This is a genomic window from Winogradskyella forsetii, from assembly GCF_013394595.1.
Classification (GTDB): Bacteria; Bacteroidota; Bacteroidia; order Flavobacteriales; family Flavobacteriaceae; genus Winogradskyella; species Winogradskyella forsetii.
Genome location: NZ_CP053348.1, coordinates 2,904,661 through 2,924,210, shown reverse-complemented (window position 1 = coordinate 2,924,210; position 19,550 = coordinate 2,904,661). Strand labels below are relative to the sequence as shown.

15 protein-coding genes are annotated in these 19,550 nt (G+C 34.2%); 3 read left to right on the top strand and 12 right to left on the bottom strand.

Going from position 1 to position 19,550, the window contains the following annotated elements; translation table 11 throughout:
• Nucleotides 1–30: 30 nt before the first annotated feature.
• The 4 genes from HM987_RS12710 to HM987_RS12695 all read right to left on the bottom strand — a co-directional run bounded on the left by HM987_RS12710 (nt 31) and on the right by HM987_RS12695 (nt 7,868).
• Nucleotides 31–2,502, bottom strand: a complete 2,472-nt coding sequence (locus HM987_RS12710) for a T9SS type B sorting domain-containing protein (RefSeq protein ID WP_179008442.1) — start codon at nt 2,500–2,502, stop codon at nt 31–33.
• A complete protein-coding gene (locus HM987_RS12705; protein ID WP_179008441.1) occupies nt 2,499–5,930 on the bottom strand; it encodes a T9SS type B sorting domain-containing protein in 3,432 nt (1,143 codons plus the stop codon). The genes HM987_RS12710 and HM987_RS12705 overlap by 4 nt, the downstream gene beginning before the upstream one ends.
• A 106-nt stretch (nt 5,931–6,036) precedes the next feature.
• Nucleotides 6,037–6,864 carry an ABC transporter permease gene (locus HM987_RS12700; RefSeq protein ID WP_179008440.1) on the bottom strand — a complete coding sequence of 276 codons (828 nt, stop codon included), beginning with the start codon at nt 6,862–6,864 and terminating at the stop codon, nt 6,037–6,039.
• Nucleotides 6,865–6,968: 104 nt separating this feature from the next.
• A complete protein-coding gene (locus tag HM987_RS12695; RefSeq protein WP_179008439.1) occupies nt 6,969–7,868 on the bottom strand; it encodes an ABC transporter ATP-binding protein in 900 nt (299 codons plus the stop codon).
• 215 nt (nt 7,869–8,083) lie between these two features.
• Here HM987_RS12695 and HM987_RS12690 point away from each other — a divergent pair, with 215 nt between their 5' ends.
• Entirely contained in the window at nt 8,084–9,145 is a 1,062-nt protein-coding gene (locus HM987_RS12690) for a hypothetical protein (protein WP_179008438.1), read from the top strand.
• Between the two features lie 26 nt (nt 9,146–9,171).
• Here HM987_RS12690 and HM987_RS12685 read toward each other — a convergent pair whose 3' ends face one another.
• From HM987_RS12685 to HM987_RS12655, 7 genes are all read right to left on the bottom strand, one after another.
• Complete coding sequence (locus HM987_RS12685; RefSeq protein WP_179008437.1) at nt 9,172–9,690, bottom strand: IS1096 element passenger TnpR family protein; 519 nt, start codon at nt 9,688–9,690, stop codon at nt 9,172–9,174.
• A gap of 329 nt (nt 9,691–10,019) precedes the next feature.
• Nucleotides 10,020–11,036 (bottom strand): COX15/CtaA family protein, encoded by a 1,017-nt coding sequence (locus HM987_RS12680; protein WP_179008436.1) that lies wholly within the window; start codon nt 11,034–11,036, stop codon nt 10,020–10,022.
• Between the two features lie 112 nt (nt 11,037–11,148).
• Nucleotides 11,149–12,564 carry a CCA tRNA nucleotidyltransferase gene (locus HM987_RS12675; RefSeq protein ID WP_179008435.1) on the bottom strand — a complete coding sequence of 472 codons (1,416 nt, stop codon included), beginning with the start codon at nt 12,562–12,564 and terminating at the stop codon, nt 11,149–11,151.
• Nucleotides 12,565–12,690: 126 nt separating this feature from the next.
• The gene (locus tag HM987_RS12670) at nt 12,691–13,065 is read right to left on the bottom strand and encodes a GxxExxY protein (RefSeq protein WP_179008434.1); all 375 of its coding nucleotides are present in this window, start codon (nt 13,063–13,065) and stop codon (nt 12,691–12,693) included.
• A 276-nt stretch (nt 13,066–13,341) separates the two neighbouring features.
• Nucleotides 13,342–14,049, bottom strand: a complete 708-nt coding sequence (locus tag HM987_RS12665; protein ID WP_179008433.1) for a sugar phosphate nucleotidyltransferase — start codon at nt 14,047–14,049, stop codon at nt 13,342–13,344.
• Between the two features lie 3 nt (nt 14,050–14,052).
• Nucleotides 14,053–15,267 carry a UDP-N-acetylglucosamine 4,6-dehydratase gene (locus HM987_RS12660; protein ID WP_179008432.1) on the bottom strand — a complete coding sequence of 405 codons (1,215 nt, stop codon included), beginning with the start codon at nt 15,265–15,267 and terminating at the stop codon, nt 14,053–14,055.
• Between the two features lie 11 nt (nt 15,268–15,278).
• Complete coding sequence (locus HM987_RS12655) at nt 15,279–16,181, bottom strand: glycosyltransferase family 2 protein (protein ID WP_179008431.1); 903 nt, start codon at nt 16,179–16,181, stop codon at nt 15,279–15,281.
• 95 nt (nt 16,182–16,276) lie between these two features.
• On the opposite strand from HM987_RS12655, the gene asnB reads away from it, so the two are divergent.
• Nucleotides 16,277–18,142, top strand: a complete 1,866-nt coding sequence (gene asnB, locus HM987_RS12650) for an asparagine synthase (glutamine-hydrolyzing) (RefSeq protein ID WP_179008430.1) — start codon at nt 16,277–16,279, stop codon at nt 18,140–18,142.
• Nucleotides 18,135–18,887: a glycosyltransferase domain-containing protein gene (locus HM987_RS12645; RefSeq protein ID WP_179008429.1), complete on the top strand. Its 753-nt coding sequence runs from the start codon at nt 18,135–18,137 to the stop codon at nt 18,885–18,887. The genes asnB and HM987_RS12645 overlap by 8 nt, the downstream gene beginning before the upstream one ends.
• Here HM987_RS12645 and HM987_RS12640 read toward each other — a convergent pair whose 3' ends face one another.
• Nucleotides 18,888–19,550: an FkbM family methyltransferase gene (locus HM987_RS12640; RefSeq protein ID WP_179008428.1), complete on the bottom strand. Its 663-nt coding sequence runs from the start codon at nt 19,548–19,550 to the stop codon at nt 18,888–18,890. It lies immediately after the preceding gene.

Genomic DNA, 19,550 nt, shown 5'->3' with positions numbered 1-19,550 from the left:
TTTGGTTAGGTCTAAAATACAAATTTTAATTTATCGTTTCAAAGTAAAATGGCTGGTGAATGTTCTTCCATCTTCTAATTTCACCTTAAACCAATAATCGCTAGTAGGCATTTCTACACCGTTATACGTGCCATCCCAACCAGAACTCAATGGATTTATTTCGGTTAGAAGCTTGCCATAACGATCAAAAATATAAATAGAGGTGTTTGGTTGAAATTGTTCTGAAACACCATAAACTTGCCAATAGTCATTGACAGTATCATTATTTGGTGTAAAGAATTTAGGGAATCCAATAACAGAAACTAAATCTTCTACAATGCCACAATTGTTTTTATCTCGTATGTAAACCGTATATAAACCTGGTTGTAAGTTAGTAAATATATTGCTGTTTTGATAGGGGCCGTCGATGTTGTCTAAGGCATATTCGTAATCACCTTCACTGTTTTCATCTACAAAAATTGAAATAGAATTGTTTTGTAAACCATCTATGACTTCTATGGAGGAAATCGTAGCAATGTTGGAAGGTAAAACGGTGATCGTTCTGTCTTTATAACAGCCATTGGTAGTGCTAACTCTTACGTTATACGTCCCTGGCGTATCAATTTCAATCGTTGAGGTGTCCTCTCCTGTAGACCATTGATAATAATAGTTGCTTGGGGAATCTCCAATAATTCCGCCATCTAAAGTTATAGTTTCAGGAAATGAATTTAAACAGTATAACGTTTCAGACTCGGTTTCAATATTTGGTAATTCAAAAACGGTTAGTTCTATTTCGCTGATGCCGTAACAAGCATTGGTGTTTTCTACACGTCCATAGATGGTTTGGTTATAGGGAATTGTATTGGTGAAAGTTGCGTCAAGCGGATTCGTTTCTACTAAAGCATCTTCGTAGGTTTCATAATAGACCAAAATAAAATCTTCTATTGTATTAGGAAAGATAGCTCCAGCTACAGCACCAAGATTAAACTCCATAAAGCCATCTTCCACACCATCCGTATCACACAACTGAATATCGACGTCGTTAGTAACGGTTGTACTAACTTCTAAAGAAATTTCACTGAAATTAACACAATTGGTCGATGTGTTTTTTACTCTCGCATAAATAATTTGTGGGTTGAAGAAGTTATTAAAAGCATCACCATTTATGGCATCATCTTGATTTTCGGCATCAACCATTGAAAGATAATAGTCTATTGTAATATTTGGATCATCTCCAGAGATAGCGTTTTCAATCTGCGTTATATTAAAGGTAGTAAATCCTTCAGGAATACCATCTTCGTCACATTGTAGTAAAGATACATCATTCGCTATTGGCATCGGATTAACGATAATATTAAAAGATGTAAAACCAATACACCCAGAATCCATATCCTGAATTCTAACAAATATTTCGGTCGGTGTCGGAGTTGAATTGGTATAGTTATTAGGAAGCACAGAAGTTGCGCTTTCGGCATTCGATTGAGTTAGGTAATAACTGATATTGTAATTTGCACCAGCCATTCCGTTTACAATTTCTTCCGATTTTAAATTAAAGTCGAAACTAGATAGCCCATTTTGATCGTCTCCATCCAAATCATCATCGCAAATTTCGTAATCTGTAGGACTATTAAAATTTGTGAGGGCAGAAACAGTTATGGTCATATCATTGATAATGAAACATCCTGTAGTTGTATTCTCAACTCTAACATAAATATCTTGGTTACTCGAAGTGTTATTGAACACGTTTCCCAATGCATCTACTTTAATATTCGCATCACTTTCTGAACTGTGGTAGGTTACGTCAATATCGGACTCGCCATTGATGATATCTTGGGTTAAGGTTGTGAAGTCAAACGCTCTGATATTATCATCATAAGGTGCTAAATCATCACAAACTTCTATGTTGGGCAAACTGGAAGAAGACGGATTAGCAATTACAGGATTTGATGGCTCATCGGGAAATGTGGCAGTACCTGTCCAATTTATTGAAAAAGGACTATTTCCAATTGGTCTGTCTATAACTATAAAATAACTTTCACCAGTAAGCACATCAATCTCACTAACAAAACTATCGCCGTTGGCTCCAGGACCTTCAGAAGTTTCTGTTGATGTTGAATTTAGACCAGTTAGATTATTGCCTTGATTAGCGGCTGCAGGGTTTGTGGTAGAGCAACGAATTGCTTGTCCTATGTTGCTACAACTCACATTAGGACCAAAAATAAAAAAGTCATAGTCTTCATTAATACTCGTACTTCCTGGTGTTAATGTAAAAGCGAGAGTTCCAGATGTTGAAATATTCACTTTTAACCAAATGCTGTTATTTTCTTGACTAGAACAGGTATTGGAATTACCTAGTTCTTGTGTGCCAATACCATTTACGTTCAAACTAAAATCTGAATTCCCACAAACGGTTACCGCAAATTGACAATCGTTAGGCTGTTGCGCCATAGCAACGAAATTGAAACAGCAGATAAAAACAATGGTTATTATAGGTTTAAAATATAGATCTAGGGGTTTGGTCATCGTTTTAATGTAAAATGGTTGGTAAAGGTTCGTCCATCTTCTAGGTTTACTTTAAACCAATAATCGCTGGTTGGCATCTTTTCTCCATTGTAATTGCCGTCCCAACCAGAACCCAACGGATCAAGTTCTTTTAGTAGTTTACCGTATCTGTCAAATATATAAATTATTGAATGCGATTGAAATTGTTCTGAAATACCATAAACTTGCCAATAATCATTAACATCATCATTGTTTGGCGTAAAAAATTTAGGAAAACCAATGACCGAAACCAACTCTTCCGCAATACCACAATCGTTTTTATCGCGAACGTAAATGGTGTATAATCCTGGCTGCACATTGCTAAAGGTGTTACTGTTTTGATAGGGACCGTTGATGTTATCTAAGGCATATTCGTAATCGCCTTCACTATTACCATCCACAAAAATCGAAATTGAATTGTTTTGTGAACCATCTATGACTTCTATGGAGGCAATCGTTGCAATGTTGGAAGGTAAAACGGTGATCGTTCTGTCTTTATAACAGCCATCGGTATTACTAACTCTTACGTTATATGTCCCTGGCGCATCAATTTCAATCGCTGAGGTGTTCTCTCCTGTAGACCATTCGTAGTAATAGTTGCTTTGGGAATCTTCTAAAACACCTCCATCTAAGGTAATGGTTTCAGGAAATGAATTTAAACAGTAAATAGTTTCAAATTCAGTTACAATATTAGGTAATGCCAAAACGGTTAGTTCAATTTCACTGATACCATAGCAAGCGTTACTATTTTCCACACGTCCATATATAGTTTGATTGTAAGGAACAGTATTGGTAAAATTTGCTCCTAGAGGATTGGTTTCCAACAGTGCATCTTCGTATGTTTCGTAATAAGCCAAATCCAAACCCGTAGGAGAAAAAGCTAAAACGGTTTCATTAGCTTCGGATAAGTTAAAGGCCATAAAACCATCTTCCGTACCATCGGTATCGCATAATTCCAAACTTGTATTGTTTGAAGCCGTAGTGCTTACTTCTAAGGATATTTCGCTAAAATTAATACAATCAGTTGTTGGATTAGTTACTCTAGCATATACAATTTGTGGATTAAAAAAATTATCAAAGGCATTACCATTAATGGCATTTTCTTGGTTTTCTGCATCGCTAAGGGATAAATAGAATTCAACGGAATTATTTTCAATATCATCAGTAATAGCTTCTAAATGATTATTGATGTTAAAAGTTGTGAAGCCTTCAGGAATGCCGTCTTCATCGCATTGGAGAATTGAAATATCATTGGCTATTGGAATAGGGTTTATCACTAGGTCAAAACTACCAGTGCTGATACAATTTGTACTAGCCGTATTTTCGATTCTTACAAAAATTGTTTCATTAAAAGGCGTTGTGTTCGTATAGTTTGAAGGCAATGCAGCTAAATTATCGTTAGCATCATTTAGAGAAGGATGAAAAGTAATTGCTGTTGAATTTTCATCTTGATCCCCTCTAATTAATGTTTTTAAATCTTCAAATTCAATTGTTGCAATGCCATCAGTTACATCTCCGTCACTATCGCAAATCTCTATAGTATTCAATTCTGATATTTGTGGTCTTGAAAATACTCGAAGCTCAAACGAGTTTACATCAAAACAGTTGGTGTTTTCAAAATTATCCACGCGAACAAAAATGGTTTGAGGGCTGCTAATGTTGGTATAAGGAAAAGTTATTGCATTGGCACCAGAGTTGGCATCTTCTTGACTTTCAAAATAACGAACTTGATATTGAAGAGGATCTTGTGTTAGTAAGGCTTCCGAATTTTTATCCGTAAAATCAAAACTAAAAATCCCATCGTTAGAAATGTCATCACAAGCCTCAACATTTGTGAGCGAATTGGTTACAGGAATTTCAAAAACCCCAACACGAGCACTTCCTTCAATAGGGCACTCACCATTATTAGGTTCAATATATACTTCATAAAAACCAGGTGTGTCCACAAATAATTGAGATGTGGTTTCCGATAACGGTGCACCGTCAAAAGTCCAAAAATAATCTGCGCCATTGATATCTTCTGCTTGCAAAGTATAACTGTCACCAATGCATAGTGCTAACTCTGTAGTACTGATCCCATTCTGGATAATGTCAATTTCAGAATTAAATAAGGATTGGATAAAAGGAGGCAAGCCAATCTGACTTAAATTTTGATTTGTGCCATTAATATCTAAAAGTATCCCTTGTTCGTTATAATTTGCAGCCATGCCATCAGCTTCAGGACTGGAAATAACACCTAAATATTTTGAAAGATTTAGACTTCCATATTGTGCCCTATAAATACGTCTGTCAATGCCTAGTTGCAAAGCCCCTGCAGTCATATTATTAGAAGTGTGAATCACTTGCAACGAATTGGCAATAAAAGTACTTTCTAAATCCCATTGTAATACTTGGCTGGGAGGTACTCCATCTGGACCTTGACTAATAGTGGCATAGACTTTTTTGCTTTCCGCAGAAAACTCAACACCATAAGGACTATTATTGTTTTGCGTACCATAAAGTTGTAGATGGTTAAAGACAGTCCCTGTTTCGTTGTTAAAAAGATATAAATCCACACTGCCAGGAGCATTTCCTCCTGCAACCGTTGCATATCCAAAATTGGCTGCAACTAATCTTTTGGCATTAGGCGATGCTTTTAAATACCCTAATGAATTTCGTCTATAACCCTCAATAGGGACATATGGACCAACTGTGGAAATTTCAGGTGTAGGGTTTACGCCATTTGCATCAATCTTAAACGCATAAAATTTGTCTCCAAAATGTGTAATGACCCAAAAAGAGGAACAATCTTCAGCTCTGACCGCTGTTATTTTTTCTGAACATTTATATTTTATTTCTTCCGTATCGAGAGGGTCGTAAGTTACTAAATGCCTGTTTTTCTCTATAGGATCTACGTCACCTAAACCACCATTAAGTGTCATGTCAATCAATGAATAATTTAAGCCATTGTTGAAACCATCGTCATCACCCGGAACGCTCCCAGGATTATAAGTTCCATTAAATTGATTCGGATATACAGCAGCATTATCATGATGCGGTTCATCTACAGTAAAAAGATAATATTTGTTAGGATCGTTTGGTTTGGGAACAATAAGACCTGACGACGTACTTGAAGGGTCTCCCAATAAACCAGTACCACCAAAATAATCTCCGTTAGACATAATCTGATGGTTTCGGTTCCAAACGGTTCGCCCATCACTATAAAACAAAAGATTGCCGTTTTCATCCGAAATTGATGTACAGCCTTCCAAAGTGCCTAGTTGCCCATTAGTCAATGCTGTAACGGTACCAGACTGCGCATTAAATTGCAAACCAGCATTTTGTCCAAAGTACCAAAATGAAGCTTCATTTTGTGCAAATACTTGGACGCTAGTTATTAATAGGATTAAAACTAAATAGATCTTTTTCATAAGTGCTTTAATGTGTAAACACACTATGCATAAAATATAACAACTAAAACTTAAAAACTCCCAGTTTTAACATTGCATACTATTTTTAGCAATTATTTCAAAGTTATTACAAATCCCGCTTTTTAAGTAATCGATACGATAAAAAGATGAAAAGTGCTGTCCAAGCCAAGACGATAGCGATCTCATACCAATGTACGGCATAATCGTACATAATATCTGTTTTTTCAGGAAATTTTGTCATCACGACCCTTTGCATCGGCTGATTAATTAGATTCCACATCGACTCCAATGGCAAAAATTGCTTCACGTTAAATGCCATTTCTATGGAATCCGCTTGCCAAGATACAAGCCCAAAAATTATCCATTCTAAAATGTAAAGAATAAATAAAAAACCTAAGGCAAATGCAGAACGCTTCACAAGCATGCCTAAAAACAAACACAGACTAAAGAAACCAACAAGTTTTATAAAATAGGCAAGCAGAAATTCAACTTCCCTGAAAATAATTGAAGCTTCTGTATAACTGGAGTAATACATACCAATAAAAAAAGTTGCCAAACCAATTAGAATGGTCGCGAACAAAGAGAAAAAAACAATGGTATAGAATTTTGATAGAATAAACTCCTTTTTACTTAAACCATCAATTAGATTTTGTTTTAAGGTTTTATTGCTGTATTCATTTCCAATCATGCTTACCACTACAATGGCAAAAAAGAATTTGAATTGTGCTGCAAAAAAAGTTGTAATATGCCAAATAATAGGAAAGTTGAAAATACCCAACTCACCTAATTCCAATGTAAAAAAACCAAAGAAATTAATTTTAATAGACGATAAAATTAAAACCGTAAATGGCAAAATAAAAGAGATGATTATTAAAACCTTACTGGCTCTATTCAGCCAAAGTTTTTGTAATTCGAGTTGTATAAGACGTAACATAGTGATTGGTTGTTTACTTTATGTTTTTTTATAATGCTTTGATTTTAGTTTATCCTGGGTGCAGTTGAAGGGCACAGGGTGACAATCAAGGTAATATTTGTAAATTAGTTCAAGTTGTCCGTTAATTGTAAAAATTGTTGTTCCAGACTCTCTTTTCGTTTTACGAGATGCGAAAGACATATGCCTTTTTCAAACATAACTTTATTAAAATCTGAAGCTGACATGGGTTCGCTTAAAAAAGCGGTTATCAGTTCGTCTTCAACCTTTACTTTTCCAATATTTGGATAGGCTTCTAAAGCAGTTAATAATTCGGTATGCTTTTCGGCTTTTAATTCGAAGAAACCGTGACTGCTAATCATTTCATCGACACGGCCAGAATATAATTTTTCCCCTTTGCGCAACACTACCACATGCGAGCAGACTTTTTCCACTTCATCCAAAAGATGTGAAGCCAAAAGAATCGTTGTGCCATTCGCCGCAATGTCCTTGATAATTTGTCGTATTTGATGAATGCCCTGAGGATCTAAACCATTGGTTGGTTCATCCAAAATTAAAATTTCCGGATCGTTAAGTAGGGCAGAGGCAATGGCTAAACGTTGCTTCATGCCTAGCGAATAGGTTCTGAACTTATGTGATTTTCTGTCCAATAAACCAACTACAGCGAGCTTTTCATCAATCTTGCTGCGATCGACACCTTTTATTCTGCAAACGAGTTTTAGGTTTTGCTCAGCCGTCATGTACGGATAAAAGTTTGGTCGTTCAATAATAGCACCAACTTGCTTCAGCGCGTTGTGTGTTGTAATATTACCGTCGAACCAATGGAAATCGCCTTGGGTTTTGTTTACCACGTTTAAGACGATACCTAACGTTGTGGATTTTCCACTTCCATTGGGACCTAAAATACCGTAAACATTGCCCTTGTTGATAGTGAAACTTAAATCTTTTACAGCTGTTAAGTAGCCGAATTTCTTCGTGAGATTGGTAATAGTGAGGATGGGTTCCAAAATGATAGGTTTTTGAGATGCTAAAAACTTCTGGCATCAATTGGTTATAAAGATAAGACGATTGATGCTTTTTTTTGTTACAGAATTTTTTGTTTTTATAATTAATAATCATCAAAATGTTACTTTGAATTAGTCCCTAAACCTTCAAATGATTATTTAAACCCAAATTTGGAAGTAACTTTTTTTATTCATTTAAAAACCCTTAAATTTAGCACATGAGTGACGATTTAAAAATATCAAAACGAAAACCGACCTATCCTATTTCCAGTAAATTGGACAGCTATTTATCTGAATATAGGCGAAATATAGATTTACCTATTTTCTATTCGGACTTATTGCGTTTTCAAGGCTCTATAGTTGTTTATGATAAAAATGATGAGGATACACTTTGGGTACGCGTGTATTATAATGATTATGAGCGTGAAGAAATCGATAAAAGTCTGAAACAGGTGTACTCCCATTTATTATCAGATGGCGGACAGGGCATTTTGAAGTTTCTCAATGTGGATGCTATCGATTTTTGTACGTTCGGGAATTCTAAACCTTTCCGAATAAAAGTGCGGAATATCCTTAATGATAATTACACCTATTTTTATGTTAAAACCGCAGATGCTTCAAGAGTGTATGGATTAGAACTCGAACAGATGTTATCACCTTATCAAATCAACTTTTTGGTTTGTAAGGACACCTTGATTGAAGAGCATATTGCGGGAATTCCTGGGGATGAATTTATTAAGAATAATTTACCAGAATGTAACGCTTCAGAGAAAGCACAGATCGCTAAGGAATTTGTGAAGTTTAATGAGCGGTGTTTAATTCGACTTTTAGGCGATATGCGTTCGTACAATTATGTTATTGTTCCAACTCATGATTTTGACCATGTCGTTTTTAAAATTAGGGCTATTGATTTTGATCAGCAATCTTATGAAGGCAATTTGAAAATTTATAGGCCACAATTTTTTAAGGAGAACTACAATATGGTGCAAATGGTGCAGGAAAAAATTCAGGCAGAATCGATCTATCAGTATAAAATTGAGGAACGCTCTATCGTTGCCAAACGAATGATAAGTTATCATACCCGATTGAATGCCTTATTGGATTGTATGGAAGCTGATGAAATCTCTATTCCAAAGCACATTGATATGCTAAAAGAAGATATCTATAATTATACGCTGGACGTTAATTTTAGAAACAGTAAAAACATGGGCGAAGTGCTTAAAAACGCCCTAGACTTTGTAAAACGTAATTATGAGGATGTGAGTTTGAATCGGTTTTAGTTGAATTCATTTAGTTGTGAAATGTATCAATTCCAATTCTCGTCAAAATCCAAATTGTCATAATCATTAATGTCTAAATCGTCCTCAAACTCATTATAATCGTCTTCATCTTCTTCGGCTTCAAACGTTTTTTCTGGTGCTTCATCAGGAATTTGTCCATGCACATACATTAGGTTAGGGTAATCTGTACCTTCCGCTTCTTCCACAATTTCACCGAGTTCCACATAGAATGTCCACATATTCATAAAATCGTACACGTAGATTAGTCGTGTTGAGGCTTCATGAATCATATCTTTTATGATGGTTGTGCCCATCATCTTTACTTCATTGCCAGCTTCGCTCATATCCATCATGGCGATTTCCTCACCTTGGTTCCATTGCTCATCACTCATGTAAAACGACGCCATTTCCATACCGTCAAACCCAAAAGATTGGGTAATAACATTATGAAGATCTTCCATAGTATCGCTTTCACGAATTTCTATATCGCGGAACACATCATCTTCGGTATCGTTATCCAGTATAACTCTAAATCTGTAAATCATACTGCAAAGATAAGGTTTACATATTTTAAATCCCAAAAACTAAATCCCAAAAAAAACAGCGAAAATATGAATAAACAGAAGACACGAATTTCACTATTGAGCACGAATTTTTTAAAATAGGTGTTATTTAAATTCACGCAATTAAATGATGGTTATTCTTTTTGTAATTTTGAATGCGTAGCACCTGTTTTATTAGTGTTAATTCGTGAAATTAGTGTCTAAAAAAGATAGGCTAATTTTATTAGATTTTTTGTCAGTAATCCTGAGTTCCAACTTTAAATACTCTAGACACTTTAAGTACTCCTAAGTCTAAATACTTTAGGCAGTTTTCATTTAGAAAACCGATGTAAAGTAAAAGTCATCAAACTTAATAAAATAAACGCACCGACTTGATGCGCAACGCCTAACCAAACAGGAACAGCATAAACAAGCGTTAAAACTCCAAGAAGAAATTGAATGCCTAGCATTATTAAAAGCCCATTAATGCCTTTGTTTTGCCAAGAGGTTAATTGTTTTTGTTTCGCTTTATACCAAATAGCTAGGATGAAAATTACCACAACATAGGCCAAAGTTCTATGTACAAATTGAACACCACTTTTACCTTCTATGAAGTTCAGGTAAACCGGGTTTTGCTCTATATAAACCGTTTCATGCATCAACTTACCTTCATTCATAAACGGCCAATGATTATGAATCCAACCAGCATCTAATCCAGCTACAAAAGCCCCATAGATAATTTGAAGGATGAGAACGACTAAACCAATTCTTATGAAATTCCTGAATTTTTTGTCAATTGCCTTTTTATTGGGAAACATTAAATCCAAAGCCACCCAAAATGTATAAGCGAAAGTTAAAAATGCCGTAGTCAAATGTGCTGCGAGTCGGTAATGACTAACATCTGGACGATCTACTAAACCACTTTTTACCATATACCAACCTAAAAATCCTTGGAAACCTCCCATCACCAGAAGTATAATGGATTTTTTTATGGTGGACTTCGAAAGCCGTTTTTTAATTAGAAAATATATGAAGGGTATGATAAAAACCAAACCAATAAAACGTCCAATAACGCGATGGATCCACTCCCAAAAGTAGATGTCCTTAAATTCTTCTAAAGAAAAGTGATTATTGAGTTTTTGGTATTCTGGATATTGCTTATACAATTCAAAAGCCTCGTTCCATTCTACTTCGTTCATTGGTGGAATGGTGCCAGAAATTAATTTATAGTTAGAAATAGAAAGACCAGAATGGGTTAATCTAGTGATACCGCCAACAATAACCATAATGAATATCAGGAAACAACCTGTGAGTAACCAATAGATTACTGTTTTATTATCTTTTTTCATAGTCTTATTTCGTCAGTAGAATTATTTTTCCAAATGAATAAGCAAATCCCAAATCCCAAATCCCAAATCCCAAATCCCAAATCCTGAATCATAAATCGTAATTCCCAAATCGTTAATCATCAACTGTCAATCCCAAAGCTTTTCCTTTCTGTATCATCAATTCAAAAGCTGCCGCATGTTCATTAGGAATTTCTCCTTCTAAAATAGCTTCTTTTATCGCTTCTTTAATTAAACCAATTTCCCTTGACGGTTTTAAGTTAAATGTTTCCATAATCTCTTCTCCAGAAACAGGTGGTTGAAAATTTCGAACCTGATCGCGTTCTTCAACTTCAACGATTTTGTCTCTAACTTTCTGGAAATTATGATGGTATTTTTTGAATTTCTTTGGATTTTTGGTGGTAATATCTGCTTCACAGAGTGTCATTAAATCTTCCACATGTTCGCCAGCATCAAACACCAAACGTCTTACAGCAGAATCTGTGACTTCTGAAGCCAAGACAATGGGTCTTGAACTCATTAGTACCATTTTCTGGACGAATTTCATTTTATCATTCAATGGCATTTTTAGGCGTTTAAATAATTTGTAAACCATTTTAGAACCTACAAATTCATGAGCGTGAAACGTCCAACCAATTTTTTTATGGAATTTTTTTGTTGGTGCTTTTCCAATATCATGCAATAAAGCAGCCCAACGCAGCCAAAGGTTATCCGTTGTTTTGGCAATGTTATCAACGACTTCTAAAGTATGGTAAAAATTATCTTTATGGCGTTGGCCTTCAACTTCGTCAACACCTTTTAACGCGGTCAATTCAGGAAGGATAAAATCTAAAAGACCAGTTTTTTCTAAATGGATAAAACCGATAGAAGGGGTTTGACTGTCTAAGATTTTATGCAACTCAACAACAATACGTTCTTTGGTGATAATTTTGATACGTTCCTTATTTTCAGCAATGGCTTTAAGGGAAGCGTTTTCAATTTTAAAATTCAATTGTGTTGCAAATCGTATCGCTCGCATCATTCGCAATGGGTCATCACTATACGTTATATTAGCATCTAAAGGTGTCCGAATGATGCCTTTGTCTAAATCGCTGAGACCATTAAATGGGTCTAAAAGTTCGCCGAAGTTGTTTTCATTCAAGCTTAGGGCTAAAGCGTTGATGGTAAAGTCGCGCCTGTTTTGGTCGTCTTCCAATGTGCCATTTTCTACCACAGGGTTTCGGCTGTCTTCGTTATAACTTTCTTTCCTGGCACCAACAAATTCGATTTCAATATCATCATAACGCAACATGGCTGTTCCATAAGTTTTGAATATTTGAACCTTAGGTTGATTTGGTAAATTTTTAGCGACTTGTTTAGCGAGTTCAATTCCGCTTCCAACAGCAACAATATCAATATCTTTTGCCTCGCCACGTTCTAACAAATAATCGCGTACAAATCCACCGATGACGTAACTTTCTACTTGTAATTCTTCAGCAGATTGGGTTATGTATTTGAATATATCGTGCTTTAAGGCTTGTTTGTGGTTCATTGTTTTTTGCTTCGAATATTGTTTTGTTTTGCCACGAATACACGAATTTTTTTTGGTGTTCTACTTTGTTGACTATTTGCGTGGACGTTAATTTGTTGATTATCTAACTGACGACGAAATTGTTCTTTATAATACTATTCTTTTATGGTCTAAAAAGTCTCTATGGAAATTAATTAAAAGAGCAAGTTTACATTCTGATACCTTTAGATAATTGATGCATCGTGCCAGATGTTTATCGGTTAAAAGTTCAACAGTTTTTAATTCGAGTTTGATTTTATCAAAAACTACAAAATCGGCATAAAACTTATGCTTCAAGACGATATCTTTATAATTTACTATATAACATTTTTCCCTTTCAAATGGAATATCCCTACACCTGAATTCATATTCTATGGCGTCTTTATAAACAATTTCTGCAAAGCCACTTCCTAAATTATTATATACATCGAATAGGGCACCAATAATGGCATAGCTTTCATCCTTATAAATTATTTTCGACATATTAAATAAGTGTATTCGTGGCTGAAAAAAAGAATAATATCCGATTGAAACGTGTAAACCTTTTTAGCTTTGCAAAGATACGACAGTGTACTAATCTTTTAAAATGTAAGTCAAGCTTTTTCAGATATAAAAATTATTTTTTCTGCCACGAACACACTATTAGTTCTAATGGATTTGTTATTTAATTAAGTAGGGTTTAATCAATCATTTGCATACGTGATTAGGAAACAAGTATCCATTTCTTCATAAACATTCGTGTATTCGTGGCAGAAAAGTCTATAACTTTAAGTGTTTGATATCTTCTTGCGCTTTTTCAAAATCTTCTGGTTTTCCAATATCCAACCAATATCCTGAAATTGAATAAGTCCTAATGATTTTACCATTTTCTAAAAGAACTTTAATTAAATCCGTGGCATCAAAAAAAGTATTTTCAGGAATAAAATCTAGGCACACACTTTTAAATATATAAATTCCAGCATTCAAATGATAAGTAAAGGAATGTTTCTCTTTTAAATTGGTCACAATGCCTTCGTCATTAGTTTCTATAGCATCATGTGGAATGTCTACATTATACGGAACCGTTGTAACTAAAGCATCAGCTTTTTGAGATAGAAACGCATTAAAAACGGCATCTAAATTAACATTAGTAAGTAAATCCGCATTCATTACTAAAATATAATCTTTTCTGAAATGTTCTTTCAATTTCAAAGCGCCAATAGTACCTAAAGATTTAGATTCTTCAATAAAATTGAATTCAATTTGATGCTTATTATTCGCTTTGAAATATGAAATAATCTGGTCACTCAGATAATTAACAGCAATATTGATATGTTTTATTCCATAGGAGGCGAGAAGGTCTGTGTTGTATTCAATAATAGGTTTATCGCCAATTTTTAAAAGTGGTTTTGGTGTATTTTCGGTTAAAGGCAATAAACGATTACCTTTCCCACCAGCCATAATTACAACATCTATTTTGCTATGCATCAATTACATTTTGTGGTCTAAATATTTACCAGTTTCTTTATGGCTAAAGTTCGGTAATATTTTATGGAATATAGCGACTATTTCATCTTTTGTCCACGTTTTTTTTGCTCTAAGATGGTTTATAGAATCTAAAAAATTGTCGAGATGTTCTTTAAGATAAACTTCTCCATCATTTTTTATGATACCAATTGCCTTAAAACGCTCCATATCTAATTTTTCAGTTTTGGTAAAAAAGGCTTCTGCTTTTTTTTCACCTGTAGTGTCACTTTTAGTAGGTAAATAAGGCCATTTTTGTTTTTGAGCTAAGGTTTTCGTTAGCAGCCTTGCTTCATTTTCATCTTTGCACAAATGTGGTTCATAACCCAAACTTTCAATATATTTTTTGGCAATATCGACAAAGCTGGTTAGTTGTAAATTTTCATTAAGTTTTGGAAAAAAAATATCATTATTCTCGCCAAATAGGCAGGATAGCAAACAGAGTTCGCCAGATTCCTTAGGCGTGATGAAGTATCTTCTAATATCGCTAGGCGCAACAATAGGCTGTTGCTTTTTTACGCGTTGCTCAAAGCTATGTAACAATGAACCATCTGAAAATGCCACATTAGCAAAGCGTGCTGTAGAAATGTTGATTGACTTACTTTTTTGAATCAAGTACAGTTCCATAATTCGTTTGGAAGCTCCCATCATATTCACAGGTTCTGTGGCTTTATCCGTTGATACACAGAAATATTTTTTTACGCCATTTTCGATGGATTGCTGGATAGTTTTTTCCGTGTTTAAAATATTCACATCAATCATACGCATCAACGTAAACGGATCTTCTTCGCTTCGCACGTGTTTTAATGCGGATAGATTTAATACATAGTCATATTTTCCGTCAGAAGCTATAAAAGCATCATATGCAACCGAACCAATATCTAATGCAAAAGTTTTGAAATCTCCATCAATATAACCGAAAGAACTTCTGATATCCCTGACCAATTCCACCAAATTATTTTCACTAAGATCTACGACATGAAGTTTAAGAGGATTGCGTTTAAAGATTGCTTTGGTAACCGCTTGACCAATAGTGCCAGCACCTCCTAAAATTAGAAATTTTGAAGTTGAAATGATGCTGTTTAATTCATTGCCAAAGCTTGTCAAATCATATTCAAATAATTCGTTTTTCCTACCAATTAGGTTTAAAATGTTTTGTGGGATCGTCTGGTTGTGATTCATGTAATGAACTCTTAAAATTGAATTTTTTGTTTAAGCTTCAATGATTCAGAAAGATGCACTCCCTTTAATACAAGCGGCAATAAAAACCATTTTTTAGGCTTTACTAAAAAACTAAGACAATAGTAAAGTCTTATAAAAACGTATTTAGAATAAGAATAGTTTTTCTTAATCACATAAAAATAGGATAAAAACCCCTCTTTACTGATAATTTTAGAGGACCCTGTGCTTGCGCCTTGATAGTGTGTAATCTTCGCATCAGGAACGAGAACACTGGTATAGTTTTGTTTTTGCATTCTGTAGCAAATATCCATTTCCTCAAAATAAAGAAAAATGTTAGTGTCAAACCCACCAACATCAGCAAAAACGCTACTTCTAAAAAACATAAAGGCACCATTAACATAATTCACCGTCACCGGTTCTGTATATTCTTTTTTGCGCTTAGGGTGATTTTCAGAAAAGTTCTTTTCCAAAAAACTACGACCAAAAATTAATTTTCTAATGCCCTTGTTATGGTCAAAGGAAATCACATGTTTGCCATGTTCGTCATAATTCTGTGCTGTAGAGACACCTACTTCTGGGTGTGCCTCCATATAGTTGAACAATATGGATAGGCAATCGTTTTGAAGAAAAGCGTCGTTGTTCAAAAACAACAAATACTTGGCTTTTGCAAATTGAACGCCCAACATATTTCCACCGCCAAAACCAGTGTTAATAACACTTCGTTTTAAAATGATGTTGTCTTGCTTGGGAAAATTGTTTTTTAAGTAATTAAAATCGTCAATAGTAGAATTGTTATCTATAACAATAATGTCATAATTTATTGATTTATCAGTCAACTTTACAACAGAGTCTATGCAATCTAAAGTGTACTTGGATGTGTTGTAGTTAATTACAATTATAGAAATGTCCTTCATGATTACAAAAATAGGTAAACTGTAAAACTTATTTATATGATATAAAATAACATTGTTCAACTTTGTGTAAATTTGACCGTAACTAATAAAAAAATATGTGCGGAATAGTTGGGTATATTAATTTCTCTGAGACTTTACCTCAGGAAGTTATTTACAACATGACACAAATGCTTCATCATCGTGGACCAGATGATTATGGTGTGAAGTCATTTAAAAATTCTAGTTATGAAGTTGCCCTTGGGCAGAAGCGCCTTTCCATATTGGACGTTAGTGCAGATGGACATCAACCTATGCAATACGAGCATTATTGGATTGTCTATAATGGTGAGATATATAATTTTAAAGAGATTAAGGAAAAGCTTGAAAATCTTGGTCATCAATTCGTTTCTAAAAGTGATACTGAAGTTATTCTGCATGCATTCAAAGAATGGGGAGAGCAGGCCGTAGATCAATTTATAGGCATGTTTGCCTTTATGATTTACAATGAGAAACAGGAAGAATTTTATATTTATAGAGATAGAGCAGGCGTTAAACCACTATATTATTATGAAAATGATAAAGGGTTTATGTTTGCGTCAGAGTTAAAAGCATTTCATAAACATCCAAATTTTAAAAAGGAGATTGATCTGGACGCCATGGCTCAATTTTTTAAATATGAATTTATACACGCACCAAACTCCATATTTAAAAATGTTAAAAAGCTATTACCAGGTCATTTTTTAAAATACGATATTAAATCAAAATCTTTTACAATTCATCAGTATTGGAATGTTTTGGATTTTTACAAAAAACCAAATCTCAATGTAACTTACCAAGAAGCGAAAGCGCATCTAAAAGTGTTGATGAAAGATGCCTTTATGTTGAGAATGGTATCTGATGTGCCAGTTGGTGTGTTTTTAAGTGGAGGATATGATAGTTCTATTGTGACAGCCATAATACAGGAATTAAAATCCCAAAAATTAAAAACATTTACTATTGGGTTTGATGATAAAAAGTACGATGAAAGTAAATATGCCAAGGAAGTAGCAGATTTATTAAACACAGATCATCATTCATTTACGTGTACGGATAAGGAAGCATTGAGTATAATTCCTAAGCTTGCGGATTATTTTGACGAGCCTTTTGCAGATCCTTCTTTAATACCGACCATGTTATTGAGCCAGCGTACTGAAGAAAAAGTCAAGGTTTCTTTATCGGCAGATGGAGGGGACGAAATTTTTTACGGCTACAACCGCTACGAAAAAATTTATAAGTATTATCATAAGATGAAACGTTTAGGGCCTTTTTCTAAAGTGCTTAGTTTTATAAAAAGAAAAAAGTTTACTGATAAATTTTATGCCGCAAACATAAGTAATAAAAATGCTACGGTTGAAATGCTAGATATACATCATCAAAAGTATAAGGACGCTTTTATTAATGATTTGTTTGTCGAAAAAATCAATAAGCTTCCGAATAATTTTACAAGTAGTGCTTATGACGATATTGACAAATTTCATCGCATTTTAGCCGTGGATTACACTACCTATTTACCAGATAATATTTTGGTAAAAGTAGATAGAGCTACCATGTCTGCGTCCTTGGAAGGTAGAGAGCCATTACTCGATCATAGGATTGTGGAATACGCAGCGCAATTGCCTTTAGAATATTTATTTGACGTTAAAACCAAGACCAAAAAGCATATTTTAAGAGATATCTGCCATGATTATTTGCCTAAAGATTTAATGAGTAGAAAAAAAACAGGGTTTACTCCTCCTATTGTAACTTGGCTTAGAACTGAGTTAAAGGAATTCGTAGATTCCACTTTGTCCAAGGAGGAATTAAATAAACATGGTTTGTTGAATATTGATGTGATTGAAAAAGCAAAAGAAGATTATTTTGAAGGTAATGATACGTTCTACAATTTAATATGGAATACTCTAGTTTTTCAATTGTGGTATAATAAATGGATGTTAGATGAATAAGAGAATTGTAGTATATACGGCACTTTTTGGAGATTATAGTGGACTTATTGAACAACCAAAATTCGATAATGTAGACTACATTTGTTATACAGATAGAACGGATTATAAATCAAAAACATGGAAAATAATTCATGTAGAACAACCTATACCTAATGATAATACCCGAAGTAATAGGTATTACAAAATTCTGCCACATAAACATTTATCCAAGGCTTATGATGTAAGTGTTTATATTGATGGGAATATTTTAATTTTGAAAGATTTTAGGACATTGGTAAAAGAAAAAATGCAAAAAGCGAGTATGGCTTGTTTCGATCATAATCAGAATAAAGCTGATCCACGAGATTGTATTTATGAAGAATATGATGCCATCATGAATATAGTAGAAAATAATAATGTATTAGTGGATGATCCGAAAGTTATGAAGGCACAGATGGACCGATTTAGAGCAGAAGGATATCCTGAACATAATGGTTTAATTACGGCTCCTATTCTAATACGCAAACATTGCAATGAGAATGTCATAGAGCTTATGGAAGCTTGGTGGCATATTGTAAAGACCGAAAGTAAACGAGACCAATTGAGTTTTGATTATGCGCGATGGAAATTGAACTTTACAGAATTATCCCTCATCGATGGTGCTGTGCGACGTGGAAATCCTTGGTTTTATACCATTTCCCATAGAGATAACTATAAATTGAAAGTCTTTAAGGTTAAACTAAAACGCTTTTTTGGATTTGAATAATCAATGCCAGAGCGATACGCCAATGTCTTTGCGTCGTAATTGTTTTACGAGTTGTTTTTCAAGCTTTTTGTATTTGATTTGTTCGTCTTTAAAATACTGACTGTGAAATTCTATATACATATAATCCACATAATCTACCGCTTTAGTTTCTAACATGTTTTTTAGAACTTCATATTCAGCAGATTCAATATCCATTTTAATGATTATTTGACTATAGCTAGCTTTCTTTTTTAAAATTAAATCAGCTAATGAAATTGCTTTTACCTTAGTACTGTTCTCTTTATCTGCTTCATAAAATGTACTATTGTGAGAGTCGATAACAGAGCCACCATCAGTCGTTTCGCCTCTATCATCTTCAACCAAACCAAAGAAGTGTAAATCGTCATAATTTATCCAAGCTGCAGCTTCTATAAATTCAATATTTTCATTCTGAAATTGTTCTTTCAAGATTTTCATGCAATGAGGATTTGGCTCTATCATCACGGTATCATAAAACTCAGGTTTGAAAAAATCTTTAAAATAGGTATAACCTTGCCCTAAATTGGAACCACAATCAATAAACAGCCCTTTTTCTTTTGAGGCACTTTTAATTGGAAGGTTAGTTATACTATCATTAAACCTTTTCAATTCTATTTTTTTCTTAATCGACTTTGCTAGTCCCAT